At 43.2% G+C, this 17,717-nt stretch carries 16 protein-coding genes; 4 read left to right on the top strand and 12 right to left on the bottom strand.

Annotated features, from left to right (window positions below):
• The 11 genes from fabZ to rpsB form a co-directional block, all read right to left on the bottom strand.
• On the bottom strand, positions 1-456 hold the full coding sequence (gene fabZ, locus WCG05_02920; protein MEI8320947.1) for a 3-hydroxyacyl-ACP dehydratase FabZ: 456 nt from the start codon (positions 454-456) through the stop codon (positions 1-3).
• A complete protein-coding gene (gene lpxD / locus WCG05_02925) occupies positions 456-1,457 on the bottom strand; it encodes a UDP-3-O-(3-hydroxymyristoyl)glucosamine N-acyltransferase (protein MEI8320948.1) in 1,002 nt (333 codons plus the stop codon). Before lpxD ends, fabZ begins: the two co-directional genes overlap by 1 nt.
• 7 nt (positions 1,458-1,464) lie before the next feature.
• On the bottom strand, positions 1,465-2,037 hold the full coding sequence (locus WCG05_02930) for an OmpH family outer membrane protein (GenBank protein MEI8320949.1): 573 nt from the start codon (positions 2,035-2,037) through the stop codon (positions 1,465-1,467).
• Positions 2,037-4,307: an outer membrane protein assembly factor BamA gene (gene bamA, locus WCG05_02935; GenBank protein ID MEI8320950.1), complete on the bottom strand. Its 2,271-nt coding sequence runs from the start codon at positions 4,305-4,307 to the stop codon at positions 2,037-2,039. The genes WCG05_02930 and bamA overlap by 1 nt, the downstream gene beginning before the upstream one ends.
• 88 nt (positions 4,308-4,395) lie before the next feature.
• Complete coding sequence (gene rseP, locus WCG05_02940) at positions 4,396-5,529, bottom strand: RIP metalloprotease RseP (protein ID MEI8320951.1); 1,134 nt, start codon at positions 5,527-5,529, stop codon at positions 4,396-4,398.
• Positions 5,526-6,416: a CDP-archaeol synthase gene (locus tag WCG05_02945; protein MEI8320952.1), complete on the bottom strand. Its 891-nt coding sequence runs from the start codon at positions 6,414-6,416 to the stop codon at positions 5,526-5,528. The genes rseP and WCG05_02945 overlap by 4 nt, the downstream gene beginning before the upstream one ends.
• Position 6,417: 1 nt before the next feature.
• Complete coding sequence (locus WCG05_02950; GenBank protein ID MEI8320953.1) at positions 6,418-7,140, bottom strand: isoprenyl transferase; 723 nt, start codon at positions 7,138-7,140, stop codon at positions 6,418-6,420.
• 14 nt (positions 7,141-7,154) lie between these two features.
• A complete protein-coding gene (gene frr, locus WCG05_02955) occupies positions 7,155-7,709 on the bottom strand; it encodes a ribosome recycling factor (GenBank protein MEI8320954.1) in 555 nt (184 codons plus the stop codon).
• Positions 7,710-7,721: 12 nt separating this feature from the next.
• Entirely contained in the window at positions 7,722-8,444 is a 723-nt protein-coding gene (pyrH, locus tag WCG05_02960; protein MEI8320955.1) for a UMP kinase, read from the bottom strand.
• A 22-nt stretch (positions 8,445-8,466) separates the two neighbouring features.
• On the bottom strand, positions 8,467-9,396 hold the full coding sequence (gene tsf, locus WCG05_02965) for a translation elongation factor Ts (protein MEI8320956.1): 930 nt from the start codon (positions 9,394-9,396) through the stop codon (positions 8,467-8,469).
• Entirely contained in the window at positions 9,397-10,239 is an 843-nt protein-coding gene (gene rpsB, locus WCG05_02970) for a 30S ribosomal protein S2 (GenBank protein MEI8320957.1), read from the bottom strand.
• Positions 10,240-10,610: 371 nt separating this feature from the next.
• On the opposite strand from rpsB, the gene WCG05_02975 reads away from it, so the two are divergent.
• The 4 genes from WCG05_02975 (at position 10,611) to WCG05_02990 (ending at position 16,777) form a co-directional block, all read left to right on the top strand.
• A complete protein-coding gene (locus WCG05_02975; GenBank protein ID MEI8320958.1) occupies positions 10,611-11,441 on the top strand; it encodes an outer membrane protein assembly factor BamD in 831 nt (276 codons plus the stop codon).
• Positions 11,416-13,101, top strand: coding sequence for a DNA repair protein RecN (recN, locus tag WCG05_02980; GenBank protein MEI8320959.1), 1,686 nt, complete (start codon positions 11,416-11,418; stop codon positions 13,099-13,101). Before WCG05_02975 ends, recN begins: the two co-directional genes overlap by 26 nt.
• A complete protein-coding gene (ligA, locus tag WCG05_02985; GenBank protein ID MEI8320960.1) occupies positions 13,085-15,151 on the top strand; it encodes an NAD-dependent DNA ligase LigA in 2,067 nt (688 codons plus the stop codon). Before recN ends, ligA begins: the two co-directional genes overlap by 17 nt.
• A gap of 126 nt (positions 15,152-15,277) precedes the next feature.
• Positions 15,278-16,777, top strand: a complete 1,500-nt coding sequence (locus WCG05_02990) for a hypothetical protein (GenBank protein ID MEI8320961.1) — start codon at positions 15,278-15,280, stop codon at positions 16,775-16,777.
• 49 nt (positions 16,778-16,826) lie between these two features.
• On the opposite strand, the gene WCG05_02995 is transcribed toward WCG05_02990, so the two are convergent.
• A partial coding sequence (locus tag WCG05_02995) for a hypothetical protein (GenBank protein ID MEI8320962.1) occupies positions 16,827-17,717 on the bottom strand: 891 nt, incomplete at its 5' end.

The following is a 17,717-nucleotide window of genomic DNA, read 5'->3' on the forward strand; positions in this document are numbered from 1 at the left end:
TTAGTTGCTTTCCGGTTTATTCATAATGATGGCCGAAAAAATGGACTCAGCCACCAGTATGTCGCCCACATAAACTTTTCCTGAAAATTTCCAGATAGGATCCCTCGCCTTATCTTTTTTCACGCATATTTTCATAGTGTCCCCTGGAACAACCGGCTTGCGGAAGCGAGCTTCGTCAATTGACATGAAATAAACCAGCTGATTAGCGGCCGTTTTGCCTGTGGACTTCATCACCAGAATACCCGCCGTTTGGGCCATGGCTTCAACAATCAACACTCCCGGCATAACGGGGTGACCTGGAAAATGCCCCTGAAAAAACCATTCATTCATGGTCACATTTTTGATGCCCACAGCTTCTTCATGCAAAGTATATTCCACAATTTTATCAACCAAAAGCATGGGAAAACGATGGGGAATTAATTTTTCAATTTCCTGAATTGTAATAGATGTCGACATTATTCTTCTCTCTTCTTAATAAGTTTATTTAGCAAAAATATTTGCCTATGCCAATCCCTAATGGGTACAGCGGGGCTACCCCCCACGATAATACCATCTTCAAGATTTCTTGAAACACCACTTTGGGCAGCAACCTTTACACCTTTACCTATTTTTAGATGATCTGCAACCCCCACTTGACCAGCGAGCATACTGTGGTCTCCAACAGTTGTGCTTCCAGCAATGCCCACTTGTGACACAATGACGCAGCCTTTGCCCAAAACAACATTGTGAGCAATTTGAACCAAGTTATCAATCCGACACCAGGCCCCAATAACTGTATTGCTAAGAACGCCTCGGTCAATGGTGGTGTTTGCCCCTATTCTGACGTGGTCTTCAATCACTACGCAGCCTAAATGAGGCATATCAATGCGCTTATCTTTATCCACAATAAACCCAAATCCAGGCTGCCCTATAGCAGCGCCGGGGTGAATGCTTACATGATGCCCCATAAGAGTATTCGAAATGGTCACATTAGCGTGAATATTGCAGTAATCACCGATTTCCACACCGTCGCCAATCAAGACATTGGGGCCAATTTTTGTGTGAGCCCCGATTTTTGCCCCTTTCCCAATCTGGGCAGATGCGTGCACTTGAGCGGTGGAATCCACATGGGCAGCCCCCTTAGTCAGGACACAATCTTGAAAATCTGGATAAAAAATTTGGGCAATAAGAACATGGGCCAAATGGGCATCTGGAACCTCAATAACGTTTTGATAGTCAGCACAGGCTACAAGATCTTTTGAAACCAAACAAGCTGAGGCCTTCGACGCCTTCAACGTTTCAGCCGTTTGCTTTGAGTAAACAAAACTCAATTCCCCTTTTTCTGCCTGTTGAAGAGAGTCAATGTTGTGGATTTGAATTTCACCTAATTTTTTATCTACAGCCTCAATCCCAATTTTTTCCAGCAAAACCTTTAAAGAAAAAGGGCCCTTTGGATGATAAAATTTTGATAAAGCCATTAGATTACTATTCCTTCACAAAAACGGGTAGCTCAACTGATGATAGCACCTTCATTAGATCATCTGTCAAATCAATTGAAGAATCCACAAACAATGTTTTATCTTTGGGCACAATAAGATGAATCTTATGTTCTTTGGCGAAAATCTTAATTTTTTCGTTTACTTCTTTATGGAATTTTTCCAGACTTTCCCGGTGAAAAGTGTTGAGCATCTCTTGATAGGCTTCTGCTTCTTTTTGAACTTGTAGAACTTTATCGCTAAAAACTTCTCTTCGTTTCTCTAAATCAATCGACTTCTGTTTGTCGGCTCCATCAAGGCGCTCCTGCAGATCGACAATAGATTGATGCTCGGCCCTTAGCTTTTGTTCTTTTTCTTGAAACTCTTTTTGATAGGCTTGAAAGGTGTCGTTCAGATTCTTTTTAAAAATTTGCATGCCTGGCAAATCTGTCAAGATTTTATCCCAATCCACCACAGCCACCTGGGAAAATTGAACTGTTGTTTTCTCAGAATGGTGCCACAGGAAACCTACCACCCCTAAAAGGACAAGGCTTGCAAGCGCTAGATAAGATTTTTGCCGCACTAGAACCTTCCTGTACCAAAGTTCAGCAAGATGACGCTGGTTTTATCCCCCGGCTTTTTGACGATGGGGAAACCAAAGTCGAGACGAATAAGACCAAAAGGGCTAGCCCAAGAAAGCCCAAATCCTGAGGCCATACGAAGAGCTTTATAGTTATAGGTGCTGTTGCTTGCGGCTAACTTTGTATCCCATGCGGTTCCCATGTCTAAGAAAACTTCCCCTTTCAGGCCTATTTCTTTCGAAGCCCCCAAGGGGAATGTTCCCTGGAACGAAGTTGTAAACATGCGGTCACCACCCAAAGAGTCGGCATTTCCGCCAATTGCACGAGGGCCCACACCGGCAAATTCAAACCCGCGCAGCGATGTTCCGCCCAAAACGAACTTGTCCACGATACGCAGTTGTTGGCCGCCCAAAGGCTGAATGGCCCCAACTTCAGACTCCGCACTTAACGTCAAATCATCAAATAATGTGTGATAATAGGCACCCCCTACAGTGTTTTTGAAATACTTCACGTTACCGCCAACACCCGCAACATTGTTATGCATGGTAGTAACATAACCCTCGGTAGGGCTGAACTTAAAGTCTCTTTTATCATAGGTCAACGCATGACCAACAATGGACGCCGTTCTTTGCCCCGCTTGCGCCCTAACTTGGGTTGACGCGTTAGAGGCAATAGATCCAATACGATCTTCCATCAAACTGTAAGACCATTGTTGAGTCAAAAATTCTGCCAAACTATATCCCATCCACGTTCTAACACCCGTAACTGTATGGTTATAAGAGCTTTCAGATTCCTGGTTTTCTTCACCCCTAACAAACCCTAGACCCACAAGTAAATCTTTGTCCAAGAAGTATGGATTTTCCAAGGAAATATCCAAGTTCTTTGATTTTTTACCATAGTAAAGGGTCGAATTGAACTGATAGGCCCGACCAAAGAGGTTCCGTTCTAAAAGCTTAATCATACCAAAAGGACCACCCGATGTGTTATACCCCATAGAGAAGTTAATTTCCCCCGTAGATTGTTCTTCGACCTCAACATCGATGTTGGCTTTTTCTGGATCAGAAGGAACAGGAACATGCTTCATATCAACCTTTTTAAAGAAGCCAAGGTTTTCAACATTTCGGTCAGAAGCCCGCAATTTTGTTGCGTTAAAGGCGTCACCCTCAGCCACCAACAACTGCCGACGCACCACCGCATCAATGGTTCGAGTGTTTCCCAAAATCTTAATTTGGTTAATGAAAACCTTAGGGGCTTTTTCAATGTAATAGACAATATCAACCGTTTTCAACTGTTCATTCTTTTTGGGAATGGGGCGCACATCCACGAAAGCGTAGCCATAATCCCCTGCAATCGCTGTAATAACTTCTGTATCCCGTTCAATGGTCAAGGATGAGTACCAGTCACCCTTTTGGGCCTTAATTTTGTCTTGAATTTGGTCCAATTTTAGCGTGGGAATTTCTGTTTTGATCTCCGCCTTGTTAAAACGATATCTTTCGCCTTCGTCTACTGAGAATGTAATGATAAAACCGTCTTTGTTAGGAACCAATTCAGCCGTTGCAGCAATCACTTTAAAATCTGCGTACCCCTTAGAAAGATAGAATTTCCGCAAGTTGTCTTTATCAACTTCCAAACGATCTGGATCATATACATCGCTGCTGCTAAAGAATCGCCACCATTTGGATTCCTTAATCATCATCAAAGATCTAAGCTGATCGTCTGAGAATTTTTTGTTCCCTATGAAAAGAATCTTCTTGATTTCGGCAATCTTGCCTTCCGTTATCTCAAAGATGATATCAACTCTGTTTTGGTCCCGCTTAATAATTTGGGGAATAACTTTGGCGCCAAAGCAGCCTTTAGCCCGATAAATAGCCAAGATGCGCTCTACTTCATGCTGCGTCTTTGCCTTGTTCAACAGCTGCCGAGGTTGAATTTTCATTTCCGTATGCAAAATTTTGTCTGAAACTTTTTTATTTCCTTCAAAGGCAATACGATTAATGCTAGGGTTTTCAACCACTTCCACAATAAGAACAGATCCATTGCGCTTTATATTTACATCAGAAAAATATTCAGATTTATAAAGATCTTTTAAGGCATCGTTAATTTCCTTGGCGGATGCAACCTTCCCTACTTTTAAAGAGGGCGCATGACTTAAAACTGTACCTGTCTCAATGCGCTGATTTCCCTGTACTGTAACAGCTGACACGGGGGACGCCTGAAGGTTAAGAAAAAGCCCTAAAAATAAGAATACACCAAGAAAAAATCTGATTAACATACCATCCTCTAATTTTATGATTCCCCAAGATAACTGAATAGACTTTACTTTAAAAGCCCATTTTTAGGTTTTTATAGCCCAGTTTTTCTTAAAAAAATTTCTGATAAGTTTCTGTTATAAACCGAATGATTTTGAATCTTTCTAAATCATTCCAAAACGTATAAAGCATCGCCCCAATCAAAAGACCAAAACCTACCTTAAATAAGGTGTCCTGAACCTTAACAGAAAGTGGTCTTCTGATAATAAGTTCAATCGCATGAATCAAAATATGTCCCCCATCCAACACAGGAATAGGCAACAGGTTGATAACCCCCAAATTAATGGACAACATAGCCATAAAAGCCAGCAACGCAAAGATCCCCCCCTCCAGGCTATCTCGAGACATCTTAGCGATGCTTAAGATGCTCCCCAGTTGTTTTGCTTGGCTGTCTGAAGTAAATAAATTACCTAACAGTTTAAAGATACCCATAGATGTCTGGTAAACCGAGGAAATCGCATAAGAAATTGACTCTACAAAAGATGTTAGAATGATTTGAGGCCGAACCCCCATAACACCTATTGTCGTTTCTCCAAGCTTAACAGAGGCTGGAGTCACTTGCATTTCTTGGGCAACCCCATCCCTTTCAACAGAAAGATTTACAGGGATTTCTGGGCTGTTTTGAATGTAGCGTTGCATGGCCGAAAAAGTTTCAACGGGCTGCTGATTAATGGCAACAATTTTATCTCCAGCCTTTAGTCCAATTTCAAAAGCAGGACTTTGGGATTCAACATTCCCAATAACGGGGGCCGAATTTGTGCGTCCATAAAAAGTATAAACAATTGTCAGAAAAAGAAAGGCCAACAAAAGATTGGCAAAGGGGCCCGCAAAAGCAACGGACATTTTCTTTAAAGGGCTTTTAGATTGTAAGGTTTTCTGCTGATCTTCTTCCGATAATAAATCATAAAAACCACCGTCTGGAGAGCTCGCCTCATTCGCATCCCCAAACATTTTCACGTACCCCCCCAAAGGAATCAGACTTATTTTCCAACGGGTTCCACAAGGCGAAGTCCATCCGAATAACTCTGGGCCAAATCCTATAGAAAAAACTTCAACCATAACCCCATGAAAACGGGCCACAAGATAGTGTCCAAGCTCATGAATAAAAACCAAAACAGACAGCACTCCTGCAAAGGCTATGACTGTCTTAACGCCCTCTTGAAATAAAATTAGACCGTCCATCATTTTGTTTCCTCTTTCTGTGAATCACTCGGTATAGTATCTAAAATCACTTCAGATGTCGATTTTTTCATTTCAGTTCTAAAAGAAAAAGTTTCAGGCCATAAGGCAATCAACAAAGCCACCAAGGGCAAGGCAAAAAGAATACCATCCAATCGATCAAAAATCCCTCCATGACCCGGAATAAGTTGGCCGCTATCCTTAACTTCATGAATACGTTTGATTTTCGATTCAAACAAATCTCCAATAGAGGCCCACAAGGCCAGCACACAAGAAAATTTCATAAAGCTTTGAACCGTTAGATTCGACTGAACAAGAAAGTAAAACAATCCCCCAGCCAAAGTCGCCGCCGCCAACCCCCCAACAAGCCCTGTCCATGTTTTTCCAGGGCTAATACGCTCAATTAGCTTTGGCCCTTTAAGCCAACTGCCCACCACGTAGGCCGCCATATCATTGACTGAAACCACCACAATGATCCACAGCAGAATCCACAAACCAGATTCTACTGACGTTAAAAGCCATAAACCAGAAAAACAGGGCAATCCAATGTAAAGAAGCCCTGCAGCCCCCCACAAGAACAGGCTATGCCAGGAAAACCAGCTTAGAAAAATGCTCAAGCTCATGCCAAAAAACAAGACACCAAACCCCAGCATGGCCCGCCCGCTGACCACCGCATACATGGCCCCATAAATAATAGAAAGCATAGCCAAAGCTGTCTGTTTGACTGGAAGCTTGCAAATTTTAGTCCATTCAAAACTCATCGTCCCTGCCAAAACAAAAAGACAAATCTGCAAGGCCGAAGTCCCCATTAGGAAAAGAGCAGCCACAAAGAAAATCATAAGAGCACTTGAAAGACTGCGCTTTTGAAAGGTGGTCAGATGATCTAATTGCATATTATAATCCCTTAACTTGTTCTGAAATCAACCCGTGGCGACGTTCCCGCCCTTGTACCTCCTGAACAATGTTTCTAAATTCCTCTCTAGAAAAATCAGGCCACAAGGTTGGCGTGAAATAAAGTTCTGAATAAGAACTTTGCCACAGCAGAAAATTACTTGTCCTTTGCTCTCCGCTTGTGCGAATCAGCAAATCTGGGTCTGGAAAATCTTTTGTGTAAAGATGGCTTGAAATTGTTTCAGGGGTAATTTGGTCCACATTCAATTTATCAGCCAAAACCTCTTGGGCTATTTCTTTCACAGCTTGAACAATTTCTTGTCGCGCCCCATAACTACACGCAACAATAAAAGTCAGGACCTTATTGTCTTTTGTAAGCTCTTCAGCCTGCGTAATCAGTTTCATAACGTCTGGGGCTAACTTGTCTCTTTCTCCAATAAAGCGAACACAAACACCCTTTTTATGCAGCGTTTTTAATTCGTTTTTTAGATAGATCTTTAGCAAAGACATAAGCCCCTGCACTTCTAAAGATGGCCTGTTCCAATTTTCTGTAGAAAAGGCATAGACAGTCAAGAACTCTATACCTAGATCGCCACTTTCCTCAAGGATATTCCTTAAAGTTTCAACGCCTTGGCGGTGCCCTTGAAGGCGGGGAAGGCCCCTTTTCTGTGCCCACCTACCGTTACCATCCATAATGATGGCAATATGTTTGAAAATGTTCGTCAAAAATTATCCTTGCCTCAGATTTGCATAATGTCTTTTTCTTTTTGCTGATAGAGCTCGTCAATTTTTTCGATGTGACGGTCTGTGGCGTCTTGAACTTTCTCAGAAAAACGATGATGTTCATCTTCGGAAATCTCAGAATCCTTTTGCATAGTGCGCAGTTCTTCCATGCCATCCCGGCGCACATTTCGAACGCTGACTTTGGCATTTTCAGTGTATTTTGCAGCAATTTTTACCAATTCGCGGCGACGTTCTTCGCTTAAGCTGGGAATAGGCAGCCGAATCAATTGACCATCTACGATTGGGTTAATACCCAACCCAGAATCTGTGATCGCTTTTTCAACGCTTTTAATCATCCCTCGGTCCCAAACTTGGACAGAAATCATACGGGCTTCTGGCACAGAGATAGTGGCAACCTGAGACAAAGGCATCATGCTGCCATAAGCATCCACAAAAACTGAATCTAGTAAACTGCTGCTTGCCCGACCGGTTCTTAGAGAGTTGAGTTCTTTTTTGAATGCTTCGATCGTTGCGTCCATACGTTGATGAAGATCTTGAATGAGTGGGTCCATGTTTATTTCTCCTTATTCGTGGATTAAAGTAAAGGTAGAGTTCCCCTGAAGGGCTGACAACAAGCCATTTTCTTGGTGAATTGAACACACAAGAATAGGTAAATTATGATCTTGGGCCAAAGCAACCGCCGTTAAGTCCATCACCTCCAGCCGCTTTTGAATAATTTCAACATAAGAAATGCTGGAAAATCTTTCAGCTTTTTGGTTGTGGCGAGGGTCATCGGAATAAACCCCATCCACTTGGGTTGCCTTGATCATCACGTCACATTTCATTTCGACAGATCTTAAAACAGCTGCCGTATCTGTTGAAAAAAACGGATTGCCAATACCCCCAACGAAGATAGGAATTTGGCCCCTATTCAAGCTTTCCAAAGCTTCTTTCTGACGAAAATTCTTGCACATTTTGGGAATATCAACAGCGGAATAAAGGACGCAAGAAATTGAATGACGGGAAAGATGATCCTCTAACGCCAAGCCATTAAGTACTGTTGATAACATGCCCATGTGATCTGCCTGAACCCGATTCATAGCAGACAGTTCACCCGATTTACCGCGGAAGAAATTCCCCCCGCCTACAACCAAGGCAATCTGTAACTTATGTTTAATCAGTCCATTTAGTTGGGAAGTCAACAAAGCCAGGGATTCTTGGCAAATACCAAATCCCTTTTTACCCATAAGGAATTCACCTGAAACCTTTATCAAGACACGTTTCGCTTGCTTTACGGTATCAAGCAAGATGAATTTCCCCCTTCAAAAACTATTGAGCTAAACGCCCCACTTCAGCAGCAAAATCTTGTTCTGCGGCCTTTTCAACACCTTCACCCAAAGCAAATCGAACAAAGTTGGAAAGGGTCACTGAAGTTCCCCATTCTTTTGCCTTTTGTTCTAATAATTTCTTAACGGTGATATCTGGGTTCATTATAAAGGCTTGCTCCAACAAAACAATCTCTTCATAAAATTTCCGCAAACGTCCTTCAATCATTTTTTCGATAACTGCCTCTGGCTTACCAGAAGAGCGCGCTTGATCAATCAAAACGGCTTTTTCACGTTCAACCAGTTCAGGATTCAAACTTTCCACATCTACAGACGCGGGGTTCGTTGCAGCAATATGCATTGCAATCTGGTGACCTAACTCGCTTAGATGCTTAGCATCGGCGGAAGATTCCAAAGAAACCAAAACGCCCAAACGTCCCATACCCGGTGCAACGGCCCCGTGGACGTATCCGGTAACAACACCAGGTGCAACCTCTAGCCGGGCCATACGACGCAGCTTCATGTTCTCACCAATAACCGCAATTAAGTTAGTTAATTCTTCAGAAACACTACGGGAAGTTCCGTGACCATAAGCAGCTTCAGAAAAGCCAAGGAAATCGCCCTTGTGCTTATGAGCCAGCTGGGAAACATTTTTAGCATATTCTTGGAACTTTTCGTTACGCGCCACAAAGTCCGTTTCAGCGTTCACTTCAACAATTGCCCCTTCTCCACCATGACAGAAAATGGCCACAAGACCTTCTGCCGCAACGCGATCAGCCTTTTTAGAGGCTGCAGACAAACCCTTCTTACGAAGCCAATCGATAGCTGCTTCTATGTCGCCTGAGGTTTCGCTCAAAGCCTTTTTGCAGTCCATCATACCGGCACCGGTACGCTCTCTTAGTTCTTTAACCAAAGATGCTGTAATTTCTACCATTTACGCCTCCTCAGAAGGGATAGCAGCCTCTGCCGCTTCTACCACGGCTTCAACAAGCTCAGCAGGAACATCAGCAAGCATTTCTTTCACATCTTCCAAAACAGGTTCTGCCACTTCTTCGGCCGCACCCAAGTCAGCAGATGAATCTGTAATTTCTGCCCGAAGGCCAGCTACAACAGCTTCAACAAACAGTTTACAATACAAGTCAATTGAACGGCTTGCGTCATCATTTCCTGGGATGGGGAATGTGATTTTATCTGGGCAAGAATTCGTGTCAATGATGCCTACAACGGGAATTCCCAATTTGTACGCTTCTTCCACGGCCAAAGCTTCCTTATCCGTATCAAACACAACCACCAGATCCGGACGTCCGCCCATAGAGGCAATACCACCCAAAGCCAAGTCTAGCTTTTGCTTTTCGCGAGTCATCTTTAGGCTTTCTTTCTTTGTAAGACCTGCAGATCCTTCAGGAGATAACTTTGCCTGAAGCTCTTCCAGTCTTTTAATGGACTGGGAAATGGTTTGCCAGTTTGTAAGCGTTCCACCCAACCAACGGTGATTTACATAGTACTGTCCGCAAGCTTTAGCAGCTTCAGCAACCTTATGGGCTGCCTGACGCTTTGTCGCCACAAAAAGCACACGACCTCCCTGAGACACAGTCTCAGTGATCGCCTTTAGCGCCGCGTGCAGCATAGGCACTGTCTTGCGTAAGTCAAGAATATGAACTTTATTGCGCACGCCGTAAATAAAGGGTGCCATTTTAGGGTTCCAGCGACGGGGATGATGCCCAAAGTGAACGCCCGCCTCTAAAAGGTGATGTATAGTAAATGTTGGTTCTTTCATTTTTTTTCCTTTTCCGGTTAAGCCTCTGCAGATCATTGAGTTTTGCATTCACAAAACACCGGAGGGGTACAAGCCCAAACCTGCATGAGAATTTGTATTGGATATGGGTATACGTGTCCTTGAAAAAAAATTCAAGTTTTTTTTGCTTCCCCACCGAACTATCGAAATTTGAAGGCAATTTTTGGAGGATACAGTTTCTCGATAGACGATGACCAGAATTGCGCCCTGTATGCATACAGCTTCACAAAGGGCATCGTTGCCATGATGAATGATGAAATTGGCAGGGCCCCAATTCAAATTTTTTCGCAAAGACGGTTGTATTTGCGCCCATCCCCATGTATAAATCAAATATCTTGAATAAAAATAAACTGATGACAAAAAAGATCTATTTTCTTCTGTGTGCCGCACTTCTGCTCGCTTTAACGGCTTGCCAGTCAGATTCTGATGACAAATACGTTGAAAAGCCAGCCCTTGATTTATACCAGGTCGGTCTGAAAGAAATTAAAGAGCAGCACTTTAAAAAAGCCGGCAAAAGCTTTGAAGAAGTCATCCGTCAACATCCCTATTCTGATTATGCAACCCGAGCTCAGCTGATGGCGGCCTTTTCCTATTATAAGGCCCAAGAGTATGAAGAAGCTTTGGCCAGCATCAATGCGTTTATTCAGTTACACCCCGCTAATGAACACATTCCCTATGCTCACTATCTAAAGGGCCTATGTTTTTATAACCAAATCTCAAGCGTTGAGCGTGATCAGCAAATGACAGAAAAAGCCATGGACGCTTTTTTGGTCCTGATTCAGCGATTCCCCTCAAATCCCTATGCGAAAGATGCCGCTATAAAAATAGATCTTTTGAAGGAATATTTGGCGGGCTGGAATATGGAAGTTGCCCGCTTTTATGAAAAAAAGATGATGCATTTGGCCGCCCTGAATCGGTTTAAGTTTGTGGTGATGAACTATGAAACAACTAGCCACGTGCCTGAAGCCCTGTTCCGGTTGGTTGAAGTTTATTTGCAGTTGGGTCTGATTAAAGATGCGCAAGCCGCCGCTGTTGTTCTGGGGCATAACTTCCCTGGAAATAAATGGTATCAAAGGGCTTATGACCTGCTAAAGGGTCACAATCTATTTCCTAAGGAAGATTCTTTGAAAATACAAAGAACATGGGAAACACATAACCATGTTGCACAACCTTACTATTCGTAATTACCTTTTTGTTGACGATCTTCAGCTAGATTTTCACCCGGGCTTTACCGTTTTAACGGGAGAGACTGGTGCTGGAAAATCTATCGTGTTAGAGGCCCTAAATTTGATTTTAGGAGGGCGTGCCCCCCAGCGGCCCGTTCATGATCTTGATACGGAAATTACAGGGTGCTTTAAGCTAGCTCCCCCTTTATCCGGCCCCTTGCAAGCCCTTATAACTGAACATAATTTTTTAGCCCCAGATCAAAGTTTTACCCTGAAACGAATCATTTCCAAAAATGCTGCGAAAAGCGGGTCTTTCCTGAATGATCAACGGGTTAATTTGAATCTGGTGAAGGAAATTTCCGCGTGCATCATTGATATTCATGGTCAATTCGACAATCTGCTTGCGGCAGAAACTCATGTGGAAATTTTAGACACTTTTGGGCAATTACTCCCCCAAGTTCAAGATTTAGAAAAGAAGCACACCTTATGGAAACACACTGAAAAACAGCTAGAAATTTTAAGAAACTCAATCCATGCTCTGCATCAAGAAAAAGAATGGTTAGACCATACGGTGGCGGAATTTCAAAAAATATCCCCTCAAGAAAATGAAGAAAGCTCTCTGCTAGAAAAAAGAATCTATCTGATGAACTTTGAAAAAACAGCAGAAACCTTAAAAACCTTAAGGGGATTTTTGGGGGAAGAATCAGATCTAGAAACAAGCCTGAAAAGCGCCAACCGTTTGTTGAACAAATTGCCTGAATCGGAAACGGCTTTGGGAAAGTGTCGAGATTTAACAGAGACCATGCTGGATTATCTGAATGAAATCCATCAAGAACTGCATACCTTGGAAGGGCATTTGGAAGGATCTTTAGATGATAAACTCAATGAGTTGGAGTCACGTCTTTTTCAGCTTAGAGACCTTGCCCGCAAGCACCATTGTACTGTTGATGAGCTGCCCGGCATGTTTGAGTCTCTGAAAGCAAAAATCACAACCCTAAGCCAGGGAACCATTTCCGTTAGCCATCTGGAAGAACAAACCCAGCTCACAAAGGCTGAGTATGAAAAATTGGCTATGGCGTTATCGTCAGAACGACGCGCAAAAGCAAAAGTCTTGCGGGAAAAAATCAAAGAAATCTTAAGCTCACTAAAGTTGCCCCAGGTTGATTTTCAGGTGCATTTTGCCCCCCTGCCCGACCATCAGTGGACCAGCCGAGGGACTGAAAGAATAGAATTTTGGGTGTCTTTGAATCCAGGACTTAGTGCGGGCCCTTTAAAAGCTGTGGCCTCAGGAGGTGAGCTTTCTCGCCTGATGCTGGCCCTGAAAGTGTTGCTAAAAGACCAAACAGCCCTTTCAACCCTGATTTTTGATGAAATTGATACGGGGCTAGGCGGGGCTGTTGCCGCCGCCATGGGAAAGTATTTGAAACAAATTTCCAAGGGCACCCAGGTCATTGCCATTACCCACTCCCCTCAACTGGCCGCTTATGGCGACCAACATCTGCGGGTGGAAAAAACATCAACCCTAGAACGCACCATGGCCACCCTTGTCTACCTGAATTCGGAAGAGGAAAAATCCAACGAACTGGCCCGCATGCTATCGGGTCGGGAAATTACGAATCAAACAAAAGCAACAGCCTTAGAGCTACGCCAGGGAGCCCTGAATGACCACTCTTTATAGATTGCTTTCTCCTAAACAATTAACGGAACAGGAGGCAGCTCTTGAGCTACAGGCTCTAGCCAAAGAACTGGCCCACCACGATCATTTGTATTACCAAGAAGATGCCCCTGAAATTACAGATGCTGAGTATGATGCGCTGGCCCTGCGTAACAAACAAATCGAAGAAAGATTTCCCCAGCTGGCGCAAAAAGACAGTCGCACAAATCGTGTGGGGGCCCCCTTGCGCGGACCTTTTAAGAAAGTGCAGCATACTCATCCCATGCTGTCCCTCGACAATGGATTTCACGACAAAGATGTAGAAGATTTTATAGCCCGATGCCAAAAACTGCTGGGCGCCCCCCCTGCCATGGGCTTCATGGCGGAACCCAAAATTGATGGCTTATCTGCATCCCTAGTATATGAAAAAGGCCATTTAGTTCAAGCCAGTACCCGAGGGGATGGCTATACGGGAGAAGACATCACAGAAAATGTAAAAACCATTAAAACAGTGCCCCTGAAAATTGATCACCAAGGTGCTTTGGAAATTCGGGGGGAAATTTTTCTGCCCAAAGCAGCCTTTGAGAAAATCAATGAGGAACGACATCGCGCGGGGGAACCCCAGTTTGCAAACCCTCGCAATGCAGCCGCAGGATCCGTTAGACAGCTAGATTCCAAAATAACAGCCGCCCGCCCCCTTCAGTTTTTTCCATACTCCGCAGAGTCTGAACTTGCCCCAACCCAAGAAAAAATGTTTCAGATGTTAAAGAAACTTGGATTTACCGTTAATCCCTTAATCAAACACTGTAACACTCTGGAAGATCTGCTGAAATTTTACACTCACATTAACGAACAGCGTTCAGAAATGCCCTATGATATTGACGGGGTTGTATATAAGGTGAACTCTTTTGCTGAACAAAAATCTTTGGGATTTCTAGCCCGTGCCCCCCGGTGGGCCCTGGCCCATAAGTTTGCTGCTGAGCAGGCAGAAACCCATCTTAAAGACATTATTATTCAGGTGGGTAGAACGGGCGTTTTAACGCCGGTTGCCCTGTTAGAGCCCATTACGGTCGGGGGTGCTGTTGTATCCCGTGCCACCCTTCACAATGCTGACGAAATTATGCGGAAAGATATTCGTGTGGGGGATAGGGTCTTGATTCAACGGGCCGGCGATGTGATTCCCCAGGTGGTGAAATCTTTGGGGGCGCCCCATCGGTCTCTCCCCTTTATATTTCCTACAAAGTGTCCTATTTGTCATAGCCACATCACTCAAGAAAAGGATGAAGTAGCCCTGCGTTGTAGTGGTGGATTGATTTGTGAGGCCCAAGCTCGCGAGCGCTTGAAACACTTTGTTTCAAAGCATGCCTTTAATATTGTGGGCCTGGGGAAAAGGTCTATTGACTCTTTTTGGCAAGACAACCTAATTCGATCCCCTGTTGATATTTTTACACTAGAATCTCGCAACGAACACAGCCAAAACCCTCTACAAAAGCAGGAAGGTTGGGGCGATCTTTCTGCCCAAAATCTGTTTGATTCTATCAGCTTTGCCCATACCATTTCCCTAGATCGGTTTATTTTCGCCCTGGGAATTTTACATATTGGGGAAGTGACAGCCCGGGAACTGGCCGAACATTATGAATCTTTCCCTAACTGGTGGCATTCCATGAAACGGGCCACAGATATAGAATCCGATGCCTATGCTGAACTAAAAAGCCTGGAAGGTATTGGAGATGTTGTAGCCACGTCCCTAATAAATTTCGCATCCGAACCCAATAATCAATCCATGGTTGAACACTTGACGCCCCACCTGACCATTACGGCGCTACGGAAAAAGTCAGGCGGGAATCAGCCGTTGAAGGGGAAAATCGTTGTGTTTACGGGAACTCTCTCTATCAGTCGAGAGGAGGCCAAACAAAAGGCCCGAGACCTGGGTGCAAAGGTGACAAATGCCGTTTCCGCCAACACGGATTACGTAGTTGCCGGCACCCAAGCAGGCAGCAAACTAACGGACGCCGAAAAGCTTAAAATTCGCATTCTGACGGAAGAGGAATGGAATAAGTTGGCGGGGAAATAAATCCCCATCCTTAGGCCCCCCCAGCCTAACCAAAGAACCCACTCTTTATCCACTTTCTCCTTGAAAAAGATTTTTAACTCCCTATATCTAATGCACAGCAACACCATTTTTAGGAGATATGGTCAGATGAAGATAAAATTTCTAGCACTTACCTTACTGCTGTCTTTACAGAGCATGGCTGCAACTTATGATCCAGAGTTTAGAGAACTTCCCACTGATCGGGTTTTATCGCTTAATGAACAGGAGAAAATTTTCCTGAAAGCCTATGAAGAGGTTGACACCACAGCTGTTCACCCCATAAAAACTATTATCCCTGGCCTTGCTCCTATGATTCGTATGCACTATAGCCATGTGCGCAATTTAGTTCAAGACAGCCCAGAACACGTATCCTTGTTGACAGAATTTTGGCAGAAAGCCTCTAAAGTTGTTGAGAAAAATCAACTTACCATTGGACGCATGCGTTCAATTACAACTCAATTAGCAGCGCTTTTGGTGGATTGGAAAAAAGAAAATCTAAAATATACACCCAGCCATAATTGGAAAGATTTAGATACTTATAATGATATGAATATGTTTAATGCTTTTTATGTGGAGATGGTGAATCCATTCCGTTGTGAGGCCATTTTATGCCCCAAGAAAGGTGGGGGTGGTTTTTCCTATGAGCGCTTTGCAAGAAATTACTTAGACCACTCTTTCCCTCTTAATCTTGCAGCTCTATGCGTGCAAGAAGAACACGCCCACGGAGGACTCGTTGCCCAATCCTATGATTTCTTAAATCATGACTTAGGACACAATGGTATGTTTGCAGCCCACATGTTATCTGGCCAAGATGCATTAGAACGATCAGACGATCCTAAACTGAAGTCTCTTTCCTATTGGGACACATTACGATCCATGCTCAGAACTGTAAAAGCAAGTAATTCTCAATCACACTTAACATATCCCGCCATCTTTCGGATGCTTCATGAAGATCATCCCTCTTTAGAAACTCTGAAACATGTGCCTGCATTAAAGTTAGCACCCGAGGACACTGAGCTGCCTTTATCTGCCCGTCAGCTTTTTCTCCGCGCTGTATCTAGTGCTGCCCATTATTCAGAAGGAGGAATAAATTTTTTCACAAATGCTTTGGACTGTCTAAATGGCACTGTAACCGCTGGTTATACAAGCTATATAAAATCTAGCATTTATAGTAGCGGAGACATCTTAAAAGCTCTCATTGCAATTGATGATGGAAAAATGGGATTCTTTAAAGTTGATTGCAAAATTCTCTCAACAGAAGATCCAGATGAAGAAACGATTAAAGTAATAAAAACATCTAATCTTGTTTGGAAGTCTGAAGATATGGAAAAGAAAAAATGTGCCCTGGAAGGGATGTCAAAATTGGTTTCTGAAAAATTAGAAAATTCCGATCCCTTAGCAAGCCGCATGTTTCAATACAGACAAAACTACAAAGATCTAAAAAGTATGCTGCGTCAAATTTATGGGGATACATTAGGACTTCCTGTCTCTGACCCCACACCGGGTGAATTTTACAGACTCAAAAAAGCCATTGATGCTGGCATGAAAAAGTTTTGGAGAGATTTTTATCTGGAAAATAAGGATTTGTTTTCTACTGATCCCTTGTAAAGCTCTAAAACCTAGACTAGGCAAGCTCATTAGTCTCCATAAGAAAAGCTTATCTGAAACCAGATTTCTTGCAAATTTTATGTAAAGACATTATCCAGTTTTTGAAAGTTTCAAGATTGTCGGAGTGAGCTAAAGGAGAAATATCCCTGGTAGGGCCAACAAACTCAAGAAAGTCACCTCCCTGACGACACCTTGGCTCTCCCACTCTTGAAGCAAGTTTATATGAGGCCCAGTTAGGGTTACCCTGACCCACTCCCTCATCAATTTGGGCATAGAAAGTATTCTTATCGGACATTTCAGAAAATTTAGTTATTAGAACTGGTAAACACTCCCCCATAGAAATCTTTAACACATTTCCACGCGCTAGCCCCCCTGTTAAATTGGCATACTCTAATTCATAAGCAGATTTCCTTTTCGAAGAATTTTTAAAAATTACACACCCTTGAAGGGTATTTCCATCTTTAGAAACAATAAGGAAACCTTTAGTATGTTTCACTTTTCCAAAATATATATTAGATGATAAATCAGTTTCTATAAGTGCAAAGAGGTTGTTTTTATCAAATATTATTCCACATTGTCCAGAATTTTCACCCTGTTTTACTATCGGAGTTTCGTTAAAACTCACCGTACCCAATATCTCAGGACTTGATAACGCCGGCTCTACTAATAGTGCTGGAGGAACCAGCACCCCTCCTCGTCTCTCTTGACTAGTCTGTCGTTCTAAAGGTGCTCGTTTAGGGCTACGTTTAGGACTCGAAAACATTACTCTCATTAAATTTGGTGAACCCACAGGTGTAGTAGCTTGATCAGCTTGAGGTAGAGCTTGAGGTAGAGCTGGAGAAGACATAGGAGAAGTGTGCTGCAGATCTGCTAGTGCAGTTCTTTTGGACCTTGTTGCATAAGTGAGGTCTGAGGGATTTTCTAAATTTCTGGATTTTTT

It is taken from the genome of Alphaproteobacteria bacterium, from assembly GCA_037146715.1.
Lineage (GTDB): Bacteria > Pseudomonadota > Alphaproteobacteria > UBA7879 > UBA5542 > JBAWWO01.